This window comes from Pantoea sp. M_10, from assembly GCF_008631515.1.
Lineage (GTDB): Bacteria > Pseudomonadota > Gammaproteobacteria > Enterobacterales > Enterobacteriaceae > Pantoea > Pantoea anthophila.
The window spans coordinates 42,781-62,006 of the sequence record NZ_VWUL01000007.1 but is presented as its reverse complement, the minus strand read 5'-3'; the positions used below and the strand labels follow the sequence as shown (position 1 = coordinate 62,006).

At 60.5% G+C, this 19,226-nt stretch carries 17 protein-coding genes; 7 read left to right on the top strand and 10 right to left on the bottom strand.

Going from position 1 to position 19,226, the window contains the following annotated elements:
- Window positions 1-59: 59 nt before the first annotated feature.
- Complete coding sequence (locus F3I47_RS17680; protein WP_150030131.1) at window positions 60-1,262, bottom strand: MFS transporter; 1,203 nt, start codon at window positions 1,260-1,262, stop codon at window positions 60-62.
- 93 nt (window positions 1,263-1,355) lie between these two features.
- Here F3I47_RS17680 and F3I47_RS17675 point away from each other — a divergent pair, with 93 nt between their 5' ends.
- Entirely contained in the window at window positions 1,356-2,312 is a 957-nt protein-coding gene (locus F3I47_RS17675) for a LysR family transcriptional regulator (protein WP_150030132.1), read from the top strand.
- A gap of 93 nt (window positions 2,313-2,405) precedes the next feature.
- On the opposite strand, the gene F3I47_RS17670 is transcribed toward F3I47_RS17675, so the two are convergent.
- The 7 genes from F3I47_RS17670 to F3I47_RS17640 all read right to left on the bottom strand — a co-directional run bounded on the left by F3I47_RS17670 (window position 2,406) and on the right by F3I47_RS17640 (window position 11,338).
- The gene (locus F3I47_RS17670; protein WP_009087908.1) at window positions 2,406-2,903 is read right to left on the bottom strand and encodes a TIGR00645 family protein; all 498 of its coding nucleotides are present in this window, start codon (window positions 2,901-2,903) and stop codon (window positions 2,406-2,408) included.
- A 54-nt stretch (window positions 2,904-2,957) separates the two neighbouring features.
- Window positions 2,958-5,633 carry a two-component system sensor histidine kinase KdpD gene (gene kdpD, locus F3I47_RS17665; RefSeq protein WP_111207838.1) on the bottom strand — a complete coding sequence of 892 codons (2,676 nt, stop codon included), beginning with the start codon at window positions 5,631-5,633 and terminating at the stop codon, window positions 2,958-2,960.
- A 30-nt stretch (window positions 5,634-5,663) separates the two neighbouring features.
- Entirely contained in the window at window positions 5,664-6,230 is a 567-nt protein-coding gene (kdpC, locus tag F3I47_RS17660; RefSeq protein ID WP_150030133.1) for a potassium-transporting ATPase subunit KdpC, read from the bottom strand.
- Window positions 6,231-6,240: 10 nt separating this feature from the next.
- On the bottom strand, window positions 6,241-8,289 hold the full coding sequence (kdpB, locus tag F3I47_RS17655; protein WP_009087915.1) for a potassium-transporting ATPase subunit KdpB: 2,049 nt from the start codon (window positions 8,287-8,289) through the stop codon (window positions 6,241-6,243).
- Complete coding sequence (gene kdpA, locus F3I47_RS17650) at window positions 8,286-9,974, bottom strand: potassium-transporting ATPase subunit KdpA (protein ID WP_046100787.1); 1,689 nt, start codon at window positions 9,972-9,974, stop codon at window positions 8,286-8,288. The genes kdpB and kdpA overlap by 4 nt, the downstream gene beginning before the upstream one ends.
- A complete protein-coding gene (kdpF, locus tag F3I47_RS17645) occupies window positions 9,974-10,063 on the bottom strand; it encodes a K(+)-transporting ATPase subunit F (RefSeq protein ID WP_009087918.1) in 90 nt (29 codons plus the stop codon). Before kdpF ends, kdpA begins: the two co-directional genes overlap by 1 nt.
- A gap of 108 nt (window positions 10,064-10,171) precedes the next feature.
- Window positions 10,172-11,338, bottom strand: a complete 1,167-nt coding sequence (locus tag F3I47_RS17640; RefSeq protein WP_009087920.1) for an HD-GYP domain-containing protein — start codon at window positions 11,336-11,338, stop codon at window positions 10,172-10,174.
- 221 nt (window positions 11,339-11,559) lie between these two features.
- On the opposite strand from F3I47_RS17640, the gene F3I47_RS17635 reads away from it, so the two are divergent.
- The 3 genes from F3I47_RS17635 (at window position 11,560) to F3I47_RS17625 (ending at window position 13,573) form a co-directional block, all read left to right on the top strand.
- On the top strand, window positions 11,560-11,952 hold the full coding sequence (locus F3I47_RS17635; protein ID WP_223812772.1) for a hypothetical protein: 393 nt from the start codon (window positions 11,560-11,562) through the stop codon (window positions 11,950-11,952).
- A gap of 93 nt (window positions 11,953-12,045) precedes the next feature.
- Window positions 12,046-12,432 (top strand): hypothetical protein, encoded by a 387-nt coding sequence (locus F3I47_RS17630; protein WP_223812773.1) that lies wholly within the window; start codon window positions 12,046-12,048, stop codon window positions 12,430-12,432.
- 223 nt (window positions 12,433-12,655) lie between these two features.
- On the top strand, window positions 12,656-13,573 hold the full coding sequence (locus tag F3I47_RS17625; protein WP_150030134.1) for a sugar ABC transporter substrate-binding protein: 918 nt from the start codon (window positions 12,656-12,658) through the stop codon (window positions 13,571-13,573).
- Window positions 13,574-13,608: 35 nt separating this feature from the next.
- Here the strand turns inward: F3I47_RS17625 and F3I47_RS17620 are convergent, their stop codons facing one another.
- Complete coding sequence (locus F3I47_RS17620) at window positions 13,609-14,109, bottom strand: GNAT family N-acetyltransferase (RefSeq protein ID WP_009087926.1); 501 nt, start codon at window positions 14,107-14,109, stop codon at window positions 13,609-13,611.
- A 72-nt stretch (window positions 14,110-14,181) separates the two neighbouring features.
- Here F3I47_RS17620 and F3I47_RS17615 point away from each other — a divergent pair, with 72 nt between their 5' ends.
- Window positions 14,182-16,014 (top strand): ABC transporter ATP-binding protein, encoded by a 1,833-nt coding sequence (locus tag F3I47_RS17615; protein WP_009087928.1) that lies wholly within the window; start codon window positions 14,182-14,184, stop codon window positions 16,012-16,014.
- On the opposite strand, the gene F3I47_RS17610 is transcribed toward F3I47_RS17615, so the two are convergent.
- Complete coding sequence (locus F3I47_RS17610; protein WP_046100792.1) at window positions 16,011-17,135, bottom strand: GNAT family N-acetyltransferase; 1,125 nt, start codon at window positions 17,133-17,135, stop codon at window positions 16,011-16,013. The two genes, F3I47_RS17615 and F3I47_RS17610, sit on opposite strands and share 4 nt — an antisense overlap.
- A 140-nt stretch (window positions 17,136-17,275) precedes the next feature.
- On the opposite strand from F3I47_RS17610, the gene F3I47_RS17605 reads away from it, so the two are divergent.
- Entirely contained in the window at window positions 17,276-18,175 is a 900-nt protein-coding gene (locus F3I47_RS17605; protein WP_009087932.1) for a LysR family transcriptional regulator, read from the top strand.
- Between the two features lie 99 nt (window positions 18,176-18,274).
- On the top strand, window positions 18,275-19,216 hold the full coding sequence (locus tag F3I47_RS17600; RefSeq protein ID WP_046100793.1) for a glutathione S-transferase family protein: 942 nt from the start codon (window positions 18,275-18,277) through the stop codon (window positions 19,214-19,216).
- The last annotated feature ends 10 nt before the right edge of the window (window positions 19,217-19,226 follow it).

The following is a 19,226-nucleotide window of genomic DNA, read 5'->3' as shown; positions in this document are numbered from 1 at the left end:
GCTCCAGCTTATTTCGGGTTTATCAATAAGCCTGGCACATTTTTTGAAGGGCGAGACGATCAGTTTTTCAGGTGGCGACTGGCGAAGCGCACCGCCAGCGCGGCCGCCCCGGCTAAGGTAGAGAGCGCAACCACCCCATTCCAGCCCCAGTGCGCCAGCGCCAGGCTGCCCAGTGCCGCCCCGCTGGCCATACCGATAAACACCACGGTGAACAGCAGCGCATTGAGGCGACTGCGTGCTTCAGGTGCCAGGCCATAGACCAGCGTCTGGTGCGCGACCAGCGTGGCCTGCACGCCCAGATCAAAGCCAATGGTACAGATCACAATCAGCGCCAGCTGCGCCGGGACAGGCAGCACGGGCAGCAGAAACATCAGCGCAAAAGAGAGCGTCACCAGGGCGGCACCGGCCTGGGTGACCCGCGCCGGGCCGATGCGATCGGCAAAGCTGCCCGCCAGCGGGGCCGCCATCGCCCCCGCCGCCCCGGCTAAGCCAAAGGCCCCGGCCACGGCGCTGTCCAGATGAAAGCGATCGCTGAGCATTAACGCCAGCGTCGACCAGAAGGCGCTGAACCCTACCGACAGCAGTCCCTGAGCCAGGGCGGCGCGGCGCAGCGTCTGGTGGTGACGCCACAGATGCACCAGCGACAGCAACAGGCGCGGATAGCTTACGGTGGTGCCCGGCGTAAAGCGTGGCAGCACCCGCCTGAGCGTCAGCGTAATCAGCAGCACCGACAGCGCCGCAATCAGATACATGGTGCGCCAGCCGAGATACTCCGCCACCACGCCACTGACGACCCGCGACAGCAGAATCCCCACCAGCAGGCCGGTCATCACCGTGCCGACGGTTTTACCCCGGCTGCGTTCCGGAGCCAGCGCCGCCGACGCCGGGACAATATCCTGCGCCACGGTGGCGGTCAGGCCGGTCACAAAGCTGGCGATCAGCAGCGCGCTGAGCCCCGCGGAAAAGCCACACAGCAGCAGTGCGGCGACCAGCAGCAGGCCCTTGATAAAGATAATCGTGCGCCGGTCATGGCGGTCGCCCAGCGGGGCCAGCAGCAGGATGCCCAGCGCATAGCCCGCCTGCGTCAGCATCGGCACCATGCCGACCGCGCCGATGCCCGCACTGAACTGTTTACTGATGATATCCAGCATCGGCTGACTGTAGTAAATCGACGCCACGCTGAGCCCGGCCCCGGCGGCCAGGGTGAAGACCAGCGGAGCAGAGAGCGGTTCGTTTCGGGTTGGGTTTTCTATTGCTGACATGGTGTCATCCTCATCATTTCGTGCCGCTATTTAAGCGCATTGCGGTTATACGCGGTAGACTGACGTCAGGCAAAACCGTTATGCGTGGAGCGTATGAATCATTCCAGTGGCAGCGACCGCATCGAACTGATGCAGACTTTTATCCGTATTGTTGAGAGCGGCAGCCTCTCCGCCGCTGCGGCACAGCTCGGCACCACCCAGCCTACTGTCAGCCGGCGGCTGCAAATCCTGGAGCAGCGGCTCGGCCTGAAGCTCATTCTGCGCACGACCCATGCGCTGAAGCTCACCGATGATGGCGAACGCTGCTACGCCCAGGCGCGGCAGCTGCTGGCCACGTGGCATGCGCTGGAAGATGAGCTGACCGGGGCCAGTGACGATCCCATCGGCACGCTGCGGGTTCGCGCCCCGCACGCCTTTGGTCAGGATCAGCTGATCGATCCCCTGGTGGACTATCTGCACCGCTATCCCCGACTCAATATAGAGTGGATGCTGAATGACCGCACACCCGACTTCATCGCGGAGAATGTGGACTGTGCCATTCAGGTCGGCGCGCCCAGCGATCCGTCGGTCGTGGCGGTTCTGCTGGCAGAAGTGCCGCGTTTCGTGGTGGCGGCGCCGCGCCTGCTGGACCAGTTTCCGCCGATTGAGCGGGTGGAACAGCTGGGCGATCTGCCGTGGCTGGCGCTCACCAGCTTCTACCGTAATGAAGTGGCGTTGCAGAAAATAGATGACGGCCAGCCGCTGAACCTGCCGATTATGCCGCGGCTGAGCAGCGACAGCCTTTACGCCGTGCGTAAAGCGGCACTGGCCGGCATGGGGGCGGCGATTGTCTCATCGTGGGCGGTGCAGGACGATCTGGCGGAGGGCAAACTGATTCAGCTGATGCCCGCGTGGCAGGCCCCCCCGCTGCCGGTGTGGCTGACCTATCCGTGGGCGAGTTACTACCCGGCCAGGCTGCAACACTTCTTTGCCATGATCAAAGAGGTGATGCCGCAGCTGACCGGCACCCGTCCGGCCTCACAACCGGCCCGCTCAGACAGGGCGGAGTAACAGCGGACACAGCTAGCGGATTTGGGCAGGGAGACGCGGGAGGAGGAGGCAGAGCAGGCGCCCGCATCAGCGGCGCGCCGGAAAGGGAATGCGTTACTTTTTATCGTAGCGTGACAGCTTATCGAGCCAGCCCATGACAAAGGCGGAGAGCACGAAGGTCAGGTGGATAATCACGTACCACATCAGCTTATCATTATCGACGTTGCGCGCTTCCATAAACACCCGCAGCAGGTGAATCGAAGAGATGGCGACAATAGAGGCGGCCACTTTGTTCTTCAGTGAGCCGGAGTCCATCTTGCCCAGCCAGCTCAGCTTCTCTTTGTCTTCGTCGATATCGAGCTTCGAGATAAAGTTCTCATAGCCTGACAGCATCACCATCACCAGCAGACCGCCAACCAGCGTCATATCGACCAGCGACAACAGCAGCAGGATCAGATCGTTTTCCGCAATGCTGAAAATGTTGGGCAGCAGGTGGACTATTTCCTGGAAAAATTTAATCGTCAGCGCCAGCAATCCCAGCGAAAGTCCAATGTAAACCGGGGCCAGCAACCAGCGCGATGCATACATCAGGTTTTCGGTAAAACGTTCCATACAATCCCACACGTAATCAGACAGGTCCGGGAGTATAACCGATTCACTGTGAAGTTATTTCAGCTCGTCGTCAGAAATTTCCGGAACCGGCGGCAGGGGGAGCGAGAGACGAAAGGCCGCGCCGCCTTCGGTCCGATTCTCTGCCCAGATCTGGCCGCCGTGGCTCTCAATGATGGTTTTACAGATCGCCAGCCCCAGCCCGACGCCCGGTACGGCAGACTCCTTATCACCGCGCGAAAACTTATCGAATATCCGGCTTAAGTCCCCTTCAGCGATGCCCGGCCCGCCATCCCAGACCGAGATCTCCAGCCGGTTTGCGGCACGCCACGCCCGGATGCCGCGCGGCGCACAGTTACCGGCATACTTCAGGCTGTTTTCAATCAGATTAGTGAAGACCCGCTCCAGCAGTGTGCTGTCGCCTTTGATCAGCACGATATCGTCCGGCAGGTCGAGCTGCACCTCATGCCCTTTCAGCGACGGCGCCATGCTGCTCAGCGCCCCGCCAATCACCTCCTCCAGCGCCAGCCACTCTTCACGCAGATTGAGGCCGCCCGACTGAATGCGCGCCATATCCAGCATATTGCTGACCAGCCGGATGGTACTCAGCGTCTGCTCGCGGATCTGGCTGGCCTGCGGCACATATTTTGAGTTGTCGCTGGCCAGGTCGAGCATCAGCATTTCCGCCTGACCAAACAGCACGGTCAGCGGGGTGCGCAGATCGTGTGACAGGGCGGACAGCAGCGCATTACGCAGCTGTTCCCGCTCCGCCGAGAGCCGCGATGCCGCCTCGCTGTGCGACAGCGCCATCCGCTCCAGCGCGTTAGCAATCAGCACCGTGAAGGTTTCCACCAGCCGCTGCTGTTCAGGGATCATCAGCTGACGCAGATTCTGCGGCTCCACCACCAGCAGGCCCCGGCAGTGCCCGCCGCTTTTCAGCGGCAGGATCTGATAAGGCACCGCCGGTAACGTATCGGTGCCCGCCCCCGCCGGCTGGCCTTTGCTGTAGCTCCACTTCGCGATAGCGCGGTCCGGTTCGCTGGCCGGTAACGCCTCACCGACCGGCTGCAGTTCGCCCTGCTCATCCGGCAGCAGCAGCAGGCAGCGCGCCTGCAGGGTGGCATCCAGCACCCGCTGGCTGGTCGCCGCGATATCCTGCGGCGTTAAGGCGCTGCCCAGCGATTTCGCCATCTCATAGAGCTGTCGCGCACGCTGTTCGCGGTAGCGTGCCACCCGCGCCTGATAGCGGACGCCCGCCGTGAGATTGCCGACGATGACCCCGACCGCCAGCATCACACCAAAGGTGACCAGATATTGCAGGTCGGAGACCGCCACCGTGCCGGTGGGGGCCACAAAGAAGAGGTCGAAGGCGACGATATTCATCACCGTGGCGATCACCGACGGCCAGCGCCCGTAGCGCAGCGCCACGATCACCACCGCCAGCAGGTAGATCATCACGCAGTTGGCGGGATCGAAGTTGATCAGCACCGACTGCCCGGCGGCGGTGACGGCGATGCAGAGCACCAGCGCCATCATCACGCCACGCAGCTGAATCCGCCATTTATCGCTGGTCGGGCGGCCATCCGGCAGCGGATGCGGCGCATCCTTCAGCGGTTCATCCAGCGCCACCACCAGCAGGTCGAGATCCGGCCCCAGCTGGCCGAGCCGCTCGGCAAAACTGTCACGCCGCCAGCGCCGCAGCGGACGGCGGCCGGTGACGATTTTGCCCAGATTATGTTCGCGCGCGTAGCCCAGCACCGCTTCGGCTTCATCCGGCTCGGAGAGGGTGGCGGTTTCCGCCCCCAGCTCCTGCGCCAGCTGCAGCGTGCGCAGAATCGCCCGCCGCCGTCCTTCCGGCAGCCGGTGAAGACGGGGCGTTTCAACATAGACCGCATGCCATTCACTGCCGAGCCGCGCCGCCAGCCGGGCGGCCGTGCGCACCAGCTTCTCACTGCCGCTGTCGTCGCCGATGCAGAGCAGAATGGCGTCGCGGGTGTGCCAGACGCGATCCCGCCCCTGCTGATCGCGCCAGGCGCGCATCTGGTCATCCACCCGATCGGCGGTGCGGCGCAGGGCCAGCTCACGCAGCGCGAACAGGTTACCTTTGCGGAAAAAGTTTTCGATGGCGCGCTCTGCCCGGTCACCGATGTAGACTTTGCCCTCTTTCAGCCGCTGACGCAGATCGTCGGGCGGCAGATCGACCAGCACCACCTCATCGGCGCTGTCGAAAAAGGGATCGGGCACGGTTTCGCGCACCTGAATGCCGGTGACGCCCCCGACCACATCGTTGAGGCTCTCAAGATGCTGCACGTTGACGGTGGTCAGCACGTCAATGCCCGCTTCAAGCAGCTCTTCGATGTCCTGCCAGCGCTTGGGATGGCGCGAGCCCTGCACGTTGGTGTGCGCCAGCTCATCCATCAGGATCACCGCCGGATGGCGAGCCAGTGCCGCATCGAGATCGAACTCCGCATGACGCGAGCGACCGGTCGCACGACGCGGCAACAGGGGTAATCCCGTCAGCAGCTGCGCGGTTTCCGGCCGTTCATGGGTCTCCACCACGCCGATCAGCACATCCAGACCCTGCGCGCGCAGCCGCTGCGCCTCCTGCAGCATGGCGTAGGTTTTGCCCACACCGGCACAGGCACCAAAGTAGATTTTCAGCTGCCCGCGATGGGTTTCGCGGTTAGCCTGCAGCAGCGCGTCGGGATCGGGACGCTGGGGTTCGTGATTCATAGCTTCCTTAATGGCATAACAGAAACACCCTTACAGATCGTTGAGCGCCATATTGAGCTGCAGCACATTGACCGTCGGCGAGCCGAGGAATGGCATCAGCGGACGGTGCGTCTGCTGGTCGATCAGCGCCTCGACCTGCGCCAACGGCAGCTTCCGGCTGGCGGCGATGCGCGGTGCCTGCCACAACGCGGCGTCAGCCGAGATATCCGGGTCCAGCCCGCTGGCTGAGGTGGTGACCAGCTCAACCGGCACCGCGGCGGGTGCCTGCGGATTGGCAGCCCGCAGCGCCGCGACGCGCTCCGCGACGGCTTTGTCCAGCGCCGGGTTACTGGCTGCCAGATTGCTGCCCCCTGAGGCCAGCGGATTGTCGGGTTTGTCGCTGGTGGCTGAAGGGCGGCCCCAAAAATAACCGGGCTGCGTGAAGTTCTGACCAATCAGCGCGGATCCGCGCACCACGCCATCCTCCTCCAGCAGCGATCCATTCGCCTGCGCCGGAAACAGCCACTGCGCCAGGCTGGTCGTGAGGAAAGGATAAACCACGCCGGTGACCAGGGTAAGCAGTAACAACAGTAAAATTGCCGGACGTAACTGACTCATTTTTTGCTCCTCAGGCCATGCCTGATAACACTAACAGCAGATCGATAGCTTTGATGCCGGCAAACGGCACCAGCAGGCCGCCCAGCCCATAAATCAGCAGGTTGCGGCGCAGCAGCGCAGCGGCACTCAGTGGCCGGTAGCTGACGCCTTTCAGGGCCAGCGGGATCAGAAAGACAATCACCAGAGCGTTGAAGATCACCGCTGAGAGGATCGCGCTGGCGGGCGAGTGCAGCTGCATGACGTTGAGCATGTTGAGCTGCGGATAGGTCGCCGCAAACGCCGCCGGGATGATCGCAAAATATTTCGCCACGTCGTTGGCGATACTGAAGGTGGTCAGCGAACCGCGCGTCATCAGCATCTGTTTACCGATGTGCACCACTTCCAGCAGCTTGGTCGGGTTCGAGTCGAGGTCGACCATGTTGCCCGCCTCTTTCGCCGCCTGCGTACCGGAGTTCATCGCCACCGCCACATCGGCCTGTGCCAGCGCAGGCGCATCATTGGTGCCGTCGCCGGTCATCGCGACCAGACGCCCTTCCGCCTGATACTGGCGGATCAGCGCCAGCTTCGCTTCCGGCGTCGCCTCAGAGAGAAAATCATCCACGCCCGCTTCCGCCGCAATCGCTGCCGCCGTCAGCGGGTTATCGCCGGTGATCATCACGGTTTTGATGCCCATCTTGCGCAGCTCGGCAAAGCGCTCTTTGATGCCGCCTTTTACGATATCCTTCAGCGCCACCACGCCCAGCACGTTTGCGCCCTCGGCGACGACCAGCGGGGTGCCCCCGGTGCGCGCCACCTCTTCGACCTGAGCATTCACCTCGGCCGGGAAGCGGCCATGACTGGCTTCGATGTGGCGACGCACCGCATCCACCGCCCCTTTACGGATCAGCCGGTCCTGCACGTTGACGCCGCTCATGCGGGTCTGCGCCGAGAAGGGAATAAAGGTGGCTCCCATGCTGCTGAGATCGCGTTCACGCAGGTTAAACTGCTGTTTAGCCAGCACCACGATGCTGCGGCCCTCCGGCGTCTCATCGGCCAGCGACGCCAGCTGCGCCGCGTCGGCCAGCTGCTCCTCGCTGACGCCCGGCGCGGGCAGGAACTGCGTCGCCTGACGGTTACCCAGGGTGATGGTGCCGGTTTTATCCAGCATCAGCACATCCACATCGCCTGCGGCCTCGACGGCACGGCCGCTGGTGGCGATGACGTTAGCTCCCAGCATCCGGCTCATCCCCGCCACCCCAATCGCTGACAGCAGGCCACCAATCGTGGTCGGGATCAGACAGACCAGCAGCGCCACCAGCACCGTAACGCTGACCGGCGTTCCGCCCCAGGCCGAGAAAGGCCAGAGCGTCACGGTCGCCAGCAGGAAGACGATAGTCAGCGAAACCAGCAGGATGGTCAGGGCAATCTCGTTTGGCGTTTTGCGACGCTTCGCGCCTTCCACCATGGCGATCATCCGGTCGAGGAAGGTTTCACCCGGGTTGGCGCTGCAGGTGATCACCAGCCAGTCAGAGAGAATGCGGGTCCCGCCGGTCACGGAGGCAAAGTCCCCGCCCGACTCGCGGATCACCGGGGCGGACTCGCCGGTAATGGCGCTCTCATCCACCGAGGCCCCGCCCTCCAGCACTTCACCGTCGCAGGGAATGATGTCGCCCGCTTCCACCAGCACCGCGTCGCCTTTGCGCAGCTGATCGGCGGCCACCTGCTGCCACTCTGCGCCATAGCGCGCCGCTGACAGTTTTTTGGCAAAGCTGGTCTTTTTCACCCCTTTCAGGCTGCTCGCCTGGGCCTTACTGCGCCCCTCTGCCAGCGCCTCCGCCAGATTGGCGAACAGCACGGTAAACCAGAGCCAGAGCGCAATCGCTCCGGTAAAACTGGCGCTGCCGTCGATCCGGCCCGCCAGCATCGCCAGCGCCAGCAGCGAGGTCAGGATGCTGCCGAGGTAGACCACAAACATCACCGGGTTACGGAACTGCACCCGGGGATCGAGCTTTTTCACCGCATCCCAGGCTGAGGTGCGCAGCAGCGCTGCGTCAAATAACGCCTGTTGTTGACGACTCATGAGGATTGTCCCTGAACAAGTTGCAGATGCTCAGCCACCGGGCCCAGCGCCAGAGCAGGAATAAAGGTCAGTGCGCCGACCAGCAGCACCGTACCGATCAGCAGTGCGATAAACAGCGGGCCGTGGGTAGGCAGCGTGCCATTGCCCACCGGCTGTACTTTTTTCGCCGCCATCGCACCGGCAATCGCCATCACCGGAATGATGATGCCGAAGCGGCCCAGCAGCATGCAGACGGCCAGTAACAGGTTCCAGAATGGCGTGTTGGCGCTAAGCCCGGCAAAGGCACTGCCGTTGTTGTTGGCCGCGGATGAGACGGCGTAAAGCACTTCGCTGAAGCCGTGAATGCCCGGGTTTGCCATAGCGCTGCGTCCGGCGTCGGTCATCATCGCCAGAGCGGTGCCGATCAGCACCAGCGCCGGGGTGACCAGAATCGCCAGGGCGGTCATTTTCATCTCCCAGACATCGACTTTTTTACCCAGAAACTCCGGCGTGCGGCCAATCATCAGCCCGGCGATAAACACCGCCAGCAGCACAAACAGCAGCATGCCATAGAGGCCGGCTCCGACACCGCCGAACACCACTTCGCCCAGCTGCATCAGCCACATCGGCACCATCCCGCCCAGCGCGGTAAAGGAGTCGTGCATGGCATTGACCGCACCGCACGAGGCTGCCGTCGTGATCACGGCGAACAGGCTGCTGTTAAGAATGCCAAAGCGCGTCTCTTTGCCTTCCATATTGACGGCGCTGTCAGCCCCCAGCTGGAGGAAGTGCGGGTTGCCCTGCAGTTCGGCCCACATCACCACCGCCACCGCCGCCACAAACATCAGCGTCATCGCCCACAGCAGCATGTGGCCCTGGCGACGGTCACGCACGCTTTCGCCAAACGCGAAGCAGAGCGCCGCCGGGATCAGGAAGATGCTCAGCATCTGCACGAAGTTGGTGAGCACATTCGGGTTTTCAAACGGATGGGCGGAGTTGGCGTTAAAGAAGCCGCCACCGTTGGTGCCCAGCATTTTGATCGCCTCCTGCGACGCCACCGGCCCCATCGACAGCGTCTGCTGCGCGCCTTCCAGCGTGGAGAGGCTGTGATAAGGCAGGACGTTCTGAATGCTGCCCTGACTGACAAAGAACAGCGCCATCAGCAGGCTGATGGGCAGTAAGACGTAGAGCGTGATGCGCGTCAGGTCGCGCCAGGCGTTGCCCAGCGTGGCGATGCTGCGATTCGCGAAGCCACGGATCAGGGCAAATGCCACCGCAATGCCGGTCGCGGCAGAGAGGAAGTTCTGCACCGTCAGGCCCACCATCTGACTGAAATAGCTCAGGGTGCTCTCACCGCTGTAGGACTGCCAGTTAGTGTTGGTAACAAAGCTGATGGCGGTGTTGAGCGCCAGATGCCAGCTCAGGCCAGGCAGCTGCTGTGGATTGAGCGGCAGCGCCCCCTGCATCAGCAGAATCGCCAGCAGCACGACAAAACCCAGCGCATTAAACAGCAGAATCGCCAGCAGATAGTGCGGCCAGCGCATGTCAGATTGCTGCGCCCCCAGCAGTCGCCACAGCGGCGCTTCAAGGCGGGCAAACACCGGCTTATCCGCCACTAACGACGCCAGACCCCGGCCGAGCGGCTGCGCCAGCACCATCAGCAGCAGCAGATAAACGGCGATAAGTAAGAAAGCATTGGCCGCCATCAGAAGGCCTCCGCATTTAACAGGGCATAGATCAGATAGCCCAGTAACAACACCACCAGCAGAATGCCGGTTATTACGCCCACGCTCACAGGAACCTCCAGAGGTTTGGATTTAGGGCATAGCTTGCGCGGAGGCGTATAAAGAAGGGGTTAAAATGCAGCGGGCGGGCGTAAAAATAGTGTAAAAATGGCGAAATATCAGGCGACTTCCAGCGCCCAGATACGATTAAGATCGACATTACCCCACAGCGTGCTGTCCTCTGCGCCGACAATGCTGTCAGTGCAGAAACTGTCGCCAAGGTCGAGCTCCTCCGGTTTGACTTCACGCTGGGCGTGCAGCGACCAGAACACATGCACACAGGGACGCATCAGCGATTTCTCACCCGCTCTGACCACCAGTGCCACCCGGCCGGAGGCGAGACGCACCAGCGATCCCACCGGATAGATGCCGATGGTACGCACAAAGGTGTGCAGCAGGCCGGGGTCAAAATGGCCGCGCCAGCTCAGCATCTGATGCATCGCCTCAGCAGGCGTCCAGCCGTTGCGATAGGCACGGGTTGAGGTCACAGCATCATAGACGTCACACACCGCCGCCATGCGGGCATAGAGCGAAATCGCCTCCCCTTTCAGGCCGTGCGGGTAGCCGCTGCCATCATATTTCTCATGATGATGCAGCGCGATATCCAGCAGATCGTCATCGGCGTCAGCTTCTATCAGCATCTGCGTGCCAACCACCGGATGCTCGCGCATCACCCTGAACTCCTCGTCAGTCAGCTTGCCGGCTTTGTTGAGGATCGCCAGTGGCACGGCCGCTTTACCGACATCATGCAGTAAACCGCCCATGCCCACCCGCCGCAGCTGCTGGTCATTCAGCCCGAGTGTTTTACCCAGCGCAATCATCAGCCCGCAGACCGCCATGGAGTGCAGGTAGGTATAGTCATCATGATTCTTCAGCCGCGCCACGCTCAGCATGGCGGAAGGTTCACGCGTGATCGATCCGGCGATTTCATCCACCAGATTCATCATATAGTCGAGCTTCAGGCCGTTACCCAGCCGCGCTTCGTTGAACATCGCCAGGACTTTCGGTTTGCCCTGCTGGAAGATCTGCTGGGCCTGATCGAGTTCCTGAAAAAAGGGGGTACGACCAATGGTTTTTTTCGCGACCACGGTGGCGATCGGGGCCTGCACTGAACGATCGAGATCGATCCAGAGCTGGCGGATCCCTTCACTGCGTAACAGGGCAATTTGTCGTGGATCGGCGATCAGCATCTCATTACGAATGCGCTGGTCTTTGATCCACCAGACTTCCAGCTTGTGGATAAACATCCCCGGGCGCAGTTCATCAATGGTAATCAGCTTTATCACGCTATCACTCCTTAAGCTCAGCGAGGGAGATAAGGTGATATCGGCAGCTGGACAAATTTTCTTCAGGCTGTTTTGTGCGGCGGCGGCGTTCGGGGGAGTGGTCAGAGGAGAGGCGATTGCGCTTACTTACGCAAGCAGCAGGTTTTTTGCCTGGCCCGGCAGAATTATTTATATTTGCTCCGGGACGTTGACTTAACGGTGACATGGAAAGGGTCATAAACATGATGAAAACCGGCATATTACTGGCTGATACAGCGTTATTTTTTGGTGGGCTGGGCTGCTGCCTTCTGGTGCTGTCGCTTGTTCTGTTTTTGATCAAAAGACAGGATTATTATGGTCTTGTTTCCTCTTATCGGGAAAAATATACCTTGCCTGGCCCCTGCGCCTTTTATTACACGACGGGCTTTTTCGGCGTATTTCCGCTTTTACGATTTTTTATAAAATTAAGCCAAAGAAAGAAAATACGATTTATTTCCCTTAACGACCCCGGTTATGCCTTTTTTGATGACAAAAAACATCAGATTCATGCCTGGATGAAACTTTATTCGCTGCTGTGGTTTGCCGCTACGGCATGTTATATCCTGTTCGCTGTTTTTGGCCTGCTTTTGCCTTAAAGCCCGTACTCGCGTCAGCGTGACTCCCTGCGCAGCGCCTGCCGGGGAAGGCACAGCAGACAGAGGCCCCGAAAAGTGGTTAATCATTTTATAATGACAAATAAAATAATAGCGGAAATGGGACTCTTTTTTGCATTATCAGGCAGTGCAATGATATTGCTTTCTTTAATTGTTTATCTCTTAAAAAGAGAAGAATATTATTATCTGATAGCACGGTATAAAGAAAAATATCTTTTTCCTGCTCCGGCCTCGTTTCATCATATGACGGGATTTTTTGGTGCCATTATAGTGATACGCTTTTTTATCAGGCTATCGCATAAAAAAAGAATCTTATTTATGCGCCATGATGATCCTGCCTGCTCTTTCTTCGATGAACCTGATGTATACATCCATGCCTGGATGATCTTTTTCTATTACCTGTGGGTTACCGCGACGGCGTTTTTTGTTGCTGCCGGAATGTTGAGTCTGCTGCTGCCTTAATTCAGACAGGGCGCTGCACAAAAGCGCGAAAACCCTGTCTCTCTGCCGCAGTGCGCGCAGCAATAACGCCACGCTTTTCCGGCAAAGTGTGGCGGCGCCAGCAAGAGTGAAAAGAGGCGGTTGTCAAAGCTGGCTCTCCTTCATAAGCTGCAAATGAGCTTATTTGTCCATTCTCAGAATAAATGAAAAATCCATTCCATCCGGTTAACCTCGGGAGTCCGCAATGAAAAAATGTGCATGGGCAATTCTCTGTCTGCTCGCTCTTTCCACGTCGGCGCTGGCAGAGAAAATTGGCGTGTCGATGGCCTATTTCGACCAGAACTTTCTCACCCTTATCCGCCAGGCAATCGACAAGGAGGCAAAAGCGCAAAAGCTGGATGCGCAGTTTGAAGATGCGCGCGGCGATGTGGGCCGTCAGACCGATCAGGTGCAGAGCTTTATCAGCGCCGGAGTGGATGCGATTATCGTCGATCCGGTCGACTCCGCCAGCACCCCTGCCCTGACCCGCCTGGCGCAGCAGGCTCGCATTCCGCTGGTTTACGTTAACCGCACGCCGGGCGATAAAACCCTGCCTCCGGGCGTGGTGTTTGTCGGCTCGGATGAGCGCGAATCGGGCACGCTGCAGATGGAGGCGCTGGCAAAACAGGCCGGCTATCGCGGCAAAGTCGCCATCATGATCGGTAACCTCAGCGATGCGGGTGCGTTGCAGCGCACCCGGGATGTGGAGCAGGTGGTCGCAAAGTATCCCGGGATGAAAGTGGTGCTGAAACAGACCGCCAACTATGCGCGCAACGAGGGAATGGATTTAATGCTCAGCTGGCTGTCGAACGGCGAAGATATCGATATTGTCGCCGCCAACAACGATGAAATGGCGATTGGTGCCACTATGGCGATCGCGCAGGCGAAGCCGAAGAAAACCATTCTGGTGGGCGGTATTGATGCCACGCCGGATGGCCTGAAAGCGCTGGCGAGCGGCAAACTGGCGGTCACGGTTTTCCAGGATGCCGTGGGTCAGGGCAGAAAATCGGTTGAGGTGGCGCAGCAGATGATTAAAGGCCAGAAGGTAGCGTCCCATCAGTGGATCCCGTTTGAGCTGGTCACGCAGCAGAATATGCAGCAATACAGCACGAAGAACCCGTGACGCAGACTGGCGCGGCCGCGTGACCGCGCCGTTTATTACGCGTCGTTCAGCAGCTTCGCCATCATCACGACATCGCGCAGCTGCCCGTCACGCAGGGCGGCCTGGCGCTTCATCCCTTCCCGTTCAAAGCCCAGCCGCTGGTAGAGCCGCAGCGCCCGTTCGTTGTCGTGAAACACCTCCAGCTCCATCCGGGTGATCCCCAGCCAGTTGCGGGCATAGTTCATCGCGGTGCGGATCAGACGCTCACCGACGCCGCGTCCGGCAAAGTCAGGATGTACCCCCAGCCCAAAGCTGATGCAGTGGCGGGTGCGCGGCTTACTGTCGACGAACAGCGTCAGCTCACCGGCCAGCACGCCGTCGATTTCGGCGACAAACGCAACAAAACCCTCTGCATCCATCCTGGCGAATTTTTTCTCCCAGAGAGCGACGCTGGGAAACGGCAGTTGCAGTGTCCAGGGGTAAACATCGGGGTGGCTGTAAAGCCGCTGATAGGCGGCAGCATCCTGCGGTTCCCGTGCCCGTATGACAATTTCCATATTTTCTCCTGTTAGCCGGATGGGGTTCATGCACTAAGCTGTAGCTCTTTACCGGATGAAAAGAGCCTCGCTATGTTGTATCGCCGTTTTGAGCGTTTTATCAATATTTTTCATGACGCGCCGACCGATTCACCGCCCTCCACGGTCTGGCCCTTTTACCTCTACTATCTGCGCCAGGTCTGGCCCAGTTTTGCGGCGCTGCTGCTGGTAGGCCTGGTCTCCGCGCTGATCGAGGTGTCGCTGTTTGGCTATCTGAGCCGCCTCATTGATATGGTCAATCACGCCACGCCCGCCACGCTGTTCCGGGATAACTGGCCGCTGCTGCTCTGGATGGGGGCGGTGGCGCTGATTCTGCGGCCGATCTTTATCGGCCTGCACGACATGCTGGTGCACCAGAGTATCAGCCCGAGCATGACCAGTATGATCCGCTGGCAGCACCACAACTACGTGCTGCGTCAGAGTCTCAATTTCTTTCAGAATGATTTCGCCGGTCGTATCGCCCAGCGCATCATGCAGACCGGCAATTCACTGCGCGACTCGGCGGTGCAGCTGGTGGATGCCATCTGGCATGTCCTGATCTACGCCGTGACCTCGCTGATCCTGTTTGCCGATGCCGACTGGCGGCTGATGATCCCGCTGATCCTCTGGATGGTGGCCTACAGCGCCTCACTGCGTTTCTTTGTACCGCGCGTCAAGGCGCGTTCGGTGGTCTCCTCAGAAGCACGCTCTAAGCTGATGGGCACCATCGTTGACGGCTATACCAATATCGCCACCATCAAGCTGTTCGCCCACAGCGATCTGGAACGTCAGTATGCGCGCGAGGCCATTCAGGAGCAGACCGATAAAACCCAGCACGCCAGCCGCATGGTCACCAGCATGGATCTGACGCTGTCAGCGCTGAACGGCCTGCTGATTGTCTCCACCTCCGGACTGGCGCTCTGGCTATGGAGCCAGTCGCTGATCAGCGTCGGGGCGATTGCCCTGGCGACCGGACTGGTGATCCGCCTGGTGAACATGTCCGGCTGGATCATGTGGGTCGTCAACGGCATCTTTGAAAATATCGGCATGGTGCAGGATGGCCTGAACACCATCGCCCAGCCGCTGAGCGTGCAGGATGCGCCGCAGGCGAAGCAGCTGAAGGTGACGCGCGGCCAGATTCGCTATGAAGATGTGCGCTTCGACTATGGTGGCGGTCGTCAGGTCATCAACCACCTTAACCTCACCATTCAGCCCGGCGAGAAGATTGGTCTGATTGGTCCCTCGGGTGCCGGCAAGTCGACGCTGGTCAACCTGCTGCTGCGGCTCTATGACCTGAACGGTGGCCGGATTGTGATCGACGATCAGGATATCGCCAGCGTGACGCAGGAGAGCCTGCGCAGCCAGATTGGCATGATCACCCAGGACACCTCGCTGCTGCACCGCTCAATCCGCGAAAACCTGCTTTATGGCCGTCCCGACGCCAGTGAAGAGGCGCTCCAGCTTGCGATCCGCCGCGCCCGCGCCGACGAGTTTATTCCCCTGCTCTCCGACCCGCAGGGCCGCACCGGCCTGGACGCCCACGTGGGCGAACGCGGGGTGAAGCTGTCGGGCGGTCAGCGTCAGCGTGTGGCGATCGCCCGCGTGCTGCTGAAAGATGCCCCGATTCTGATCATGGATGAGGCTACCTCGGCGCTCGACTCAGAAGTGGAAGCCGCGATTCAGGAAAGTCTGGAGTCGCTGATGCAGGGTAAAACCGTCATCGCCATCGCGCACCGCCTGTCGACCATCGCGAAGATGGATCGGCTGGTGGTGCTGGATAAGGGCGGCATCGCCGAGATGGGCAGCCATCAGGAACTGCTGGCGCAAAACGGCCTCTATGCCCGGCTGTGGCAGCATCAGACCGGGGGGTTTGTCGGCGTCGATTAATCGCCACGCCGATAGGGTAAGGCGTCGCGCGCTTCTTCCGCCCAGCCGCGCACGCCTTCCCGCTCCTGCTGCAGAAAATCGGCGACAGCATCGCGCAGGCCGGGATGCAGCAGATAGTGCCAGGAGTGGGTGATCTGCGGCTCAAAGCCGCGCACCAGCTTGTGCTCACCCTGCGCACCCGCATCAAACCGCGCCAGCCCTTCATCCAGAGCCAGATCCATCCCCTGATAGAAACAGGTTTCGAAGTGCAGCCGGTCAAACTCCGCCAGACAGCCCCAGTAGCGGCCATAGAGCGTGTTGCTGTCGCGCAGATAAAAGGCCATCGCCGCCGGTTGCTGCTGTAAGCGGGCGATCACCACCACAATATTCTGCGGCATCCGCTCCGCCAGCAGGCTGAAGAAATCCCGCGTCAGGTAGGGGCGCTGGCCGCGCACCGCATAGGTGTTGGCGTAACAGGTATAGACAAAATCCCACTGATCTTCCCGCAGCTGATGGCCCGGATAGCGGTCAAATTCGAAGCCGCTCTGCGCCACCTGTTCACGCTCTTTGCGCAGCTGTTTGCGCTTGCGCGACATCAGCGTATCGAGGAAATCCTGAAAATCACGGTAGCCCCGGTTGTGCCAGTGATACTGACAGCCGAGCCGCGACAGCCAGTCGGGCTGCTCAGCCAGCAGGGTATTGGCCTGCGCGTCGGTAAAGTTGATGTGCGCGCCGCTTAAGCCCTGCTGCAACAGGTGCTCAGGCAGGGCCGCCAGCAGGTGTGCGGCGGCAGAGGGATCACCCAGCAGACGGGCACCGCTGACGGGGCTGAAGGGAATCGCCCCCAGCCATTTCGGGTAGTAGCGAATCCCGGCGCGCTGGCTGGCATCCGCCCAGGCGTGATCAAAGACATACTCGCCCTGGGAATGGCGTTTGCGGTAGCCCGGCAGCGCGGCGCGGGTCACGCCGTTTTCCTGCCACAGCAGATGATCAGGCTGCCAGCCCGATGCAGGCCGCACGCTGCCGCTCTCTTCTAACGTGAGCAGAAAGGCGTGGCGTAGAAACGGCTGGTCATCCGGCAACAGGGCATCCCACTCAGCGGCGGGAATCGCCGTCAGCGAGTTCAGGTGAATCAGCGACATGAATTACTCCAGACAACGGCGGGCAGAGATGCAGTCAAGCAGGTTTTGCGCGTCAGCGAAAGGGCTAAGGCACGCAAAGTGAAGGCTGCATCCGCTGAGCACAGCCCCTATACTGCGACTTTATCCCACAGGACATCGCCATGGATCGACTCGATTGTGACCGGATGTTTGTCACGGTGCTGGAAACCGGCAGCTTTTCTGCGGCGGCGTTACGTCTCGGCACCAGCAGCAGTCAGGCGTCAAAGCTGGTATCGAAGCTGGAGCAGCAGCTCGGTGTGCAGCTGTTTAAGCGCAGCACCCGCGCCCTGTCGCCGACCGATGTCGGGCGCGCCTATTACGAACGGGTCAAACACCTGCTCGACGCGTTTGAGACGCTGGATGCCAGCGTGCGCGAAAGCGCCATGACGCCGACCGGCCGGCTGAAAATCAGCGCGCCCGGCTCCTTTGGCACGGCGGTGCTCTCTCAGGTGCTGGTCGCCTTTGCCCGCCGCTATCCGCTGATTGAGCTGGACGTCAGCTTTTCAGATCGGGCCGTGAACATCGTCGATGAAGGATTTGATATGGCGATCCGCATCGGCAACCTGAGCGACAGCAGCCTGGTGGCGCGCAGGCTGGGCGAGGTTCACGTGCGCTTCGCCGCCTCACCGGCCTATCTTGAACAGTTCGGCACCCCGCAGCACTGGCAGGAGATCGCTCAGCATCAGTGCATTATCGACACCAATTTTCGCGACCCCCGGCACTGGCCGTTTGCCGGTTCCGACGGTGAGGTCGTGACCGTGCCTGTGCAGGGCCGTCTGCGCTTCGCCAACACCGAAGCCTGTCTGCAGGCGGCTATCGCGGGCCTGGGCATCGCGCGCCTGCCCGGATTTATCGCGGCCCCTGCGCTGCAACGCGGTGATATCGTCCGGCTGCTGGAGAACTTCGAGACGCCGCCACTGGGTCTGTTTGCGGTTTATCCGCCCGCCCGCCATCTGCCCCACCGGGCGCGCCTGCTTATCGACTTCCTGGTCACCCATTTCATTCATTTTCCACCCGTCTGATTTCTTCCAATATGGAAGAAATGATTGTCTTCAGGACCGGATTATCAGCCTTTTAGTCATCAGTTATGCTGCTTCTCATCTCAACAGAGGAGTCGCACAATGTTAGTAGAAGGCAAGTGGAGTAGTGACTGGCATCCGGTGCAGGCTACCGATAAACAGGGCGGTTTCGTCCGCCAGACATCCGGTTTCCGCGACTTCATCAGCAGCGATGGCTCAACGCCATTCCCGGCAGAGCCCGACCGCTACCATCTCTATGTGGCGCTGATCTGCCCATGGGCATCACGTGCGCTGATCGCCCGCAGGCTCAAAGGGCTGGAGTCGCTCGTCGGCGTCACGGTGGTGGAGCCGCAGCTCGGTGCTCAGGGCTGGCGCTTCGGTGATTTTCCTGGCGCGCAGCAGGACCCGCTGAATAACGCGCAGTACCTGCATGAGATCTATACCCGCGTGGCACCCGATTACACGGGCCGGGCCACCGTGCCGGTGCTGTGGGACAAGAAAACCGGCACCATTGTCAGCAACGAGTCGGCAGACATCGTGCGCATGTTCAACAGCGGCTTTGGCGATCTGGCCGATAACCGCATCGACCTCTATCCCGCCGCGCTGCGCGCTGAGATTGATGCGCTCAATGAGAGCCTCTATCCGCGCCTGAATAACGGGGTTTACCGCGCCGGATTTGCCACGACCGCCATCAGCTATCAGCAGGCGTTTAACGACGTCTTCAGCCAGCTGGATGAGCTGGAGGCGCTGCTGAGCGATGGCCGCACGTTTCTGCTGGGGGAACGGCTGACCGAAACCGACATTCGCCTGTTTGTGACCCTGATCCGCTTTGACGTGGCCTATCACGGCCTGTTCAAATGCAACCTGCGCCGCTTACGCGACTATACGCTGCTCAACCGCTATCTTAAGAGCATGCTGTCGGTCTCCGGCGTGCGTGAGACGGTCAACATCGATCACATCAAACAGGGTTACTACTCGATCAAAGCGCTCAACCCGAACGGCATCGTGCCGGCGGGCCCGGATATGAGCGAATACGGTTTTTAAAGGAGCAATG

Coding starts and splice junctions, on each gene's coding strand:
- F3I47_RS17680 (WP_150030131.1), bottom strand. CDS start 1,262: ATGTCAGCAATAGAAAACCCAACCCGAAACGAACCGCTCTCTGCTCCG.
- F3I47_RS17675 (WP_150030132.1), top strand. CDS start 1,356: ATGAATCATTCCAGTGGCAGCGACCGCATCGAACTGATGCAGACTTTT.
- F3I47_RS17670 (WP_009087908.1), bottom strand. CDS start 2,903: ATGGAACGTTTTACCGAAAACCTGATGTATGCATCGCGCTGGTTGCTG.
- kdpD (WP_111207838.1), bottom strand. CDS start 5,633: ATGAATCACGAACCCCAGCGTCCCGATCCCGACGCGCTGCTGCAGGCT.
- kdpC (WP_150030133.1), bottom strand. CDS start 6,230: ATGAGTCAGTTACGTCCGGCAATTTTACTGTTGTTACTGCTTACCCTG.
- kdpB (WP_009087915.1), bottom strand. CDS start 8,289: ATGAGTCGTCAACAACAGGCGTTATTTGACGCAGCGCTGCTGCGCACC.
- kdpA (WP_046100787.1), bottom strand. CDS start 9,974: ATGGCGGCCAATGCTTTCTTACTTATCGCCGTTTATCTGCTGCTGCTG.
- F3I47_RS17635 (WP_223812772.1), top strand. CDS start 11,560: ATGATGAAAACCGGCATATTACTGGCTGATACAGCGTTATTTTTTGGT.
- F3I47_RS17630 (WP_223812773.1), top strand. CDS start 12,046: ATGACAAATAAAATAATAGCGGAAATGGGACTCTTTTTTGCATTATCA.
- F3I47_RS17625 (WP_150030134.1), top strand. CDS start 12,656: ATGAAAAAATGTGCATGGGCAATTCTCTGTCTGCTCGCTCTTTCCACG.
- F3I47_RS17620 (WP_009087926.1), bottom strand. CDS start 14,109: ATGGAAATTGTCATACGGGCACGGGAACCGCAGGATGCTGCCGCCTAT.
- F3I47_RS17615 (WP_009087928.1), top strand. CDS start 14,182: ATGTTGTATCGCCGTTTTGAGCGTTTTATCAATATTTTTCATGACGCG.
- F3I47_RS17610 (WP_046100792.1), bottom strand. CDS start 17,135: ATGTCGCTGATTCACCTGAACTCGCTGACGGCGATTCCCGCCGCTGAG.
- F3I47_RS17605 (WP_009087932.1), top strand. CDS start 17,276: ATGGATCGACTCGATTGTGACCGGATGTTTGTCACGGTGCTGGAAACC.
- F3I47_RS17600 (WP_046100793.1), top strand. CDS start 18,275: ATGTTAGTAGAAGGCAAGTGGAGTAGTGACTGGCATCCGGTGCAGGCT.